The sequence below is a fragment of the Chromohalobacter sp. HP20-39 genome, from assembly GCF_033052815.1.
Taxonomy (GTDB): domain Bacteria; phylum Pseudomonadota; class Gammaproteobacteria; order Pseudomonadales; family Halomonadaceae; genus Chromohalobacter.
The window spans coordinates 1-252 of the sequence record NZ_JAWHTP010000942.1; the positions used below are offsets into that span (position 1 = coordinate 1).

1 protein-coding gene is annotated in these 252 nt (G+C 63.9%); it reads left to right on the forward strand.

Annotation, left to right across the window (positions count from 1 at the left end):
- A partial coding sequence (locus tag RVY79_RS20740) for an acyl-CoA thioesterase (protein ID WP_317466483.1) occupies nt 1-252 on the forward strand: 252 nt, incomplete at both ends.

The following is a 252-nucleotide window of genomic DNA, read 5'->3' on the forward strand; positions in this document are numbered from 1 at the left end:
TGACCGTGCTGATGACGCCCGACATGGCCAATTTCTCCGGCAACGTGCACGGCGGCCACATCCTCAAGCTGCTCGACCAGGTGGCTTACGCCTGCGCCAGCCGCTACGCCGGCCGCTACGTGGTTACGCTGTCGGTCGATCAGGTGGTGTTTCGCCAGCCGATCCACGTGGGCGAACTGGTGACGTTCCTGGCGTCGGTCAACTACACCGGCCGCACGTCCATGGAGATCGGCATCAAGGTGGTGACGGAGA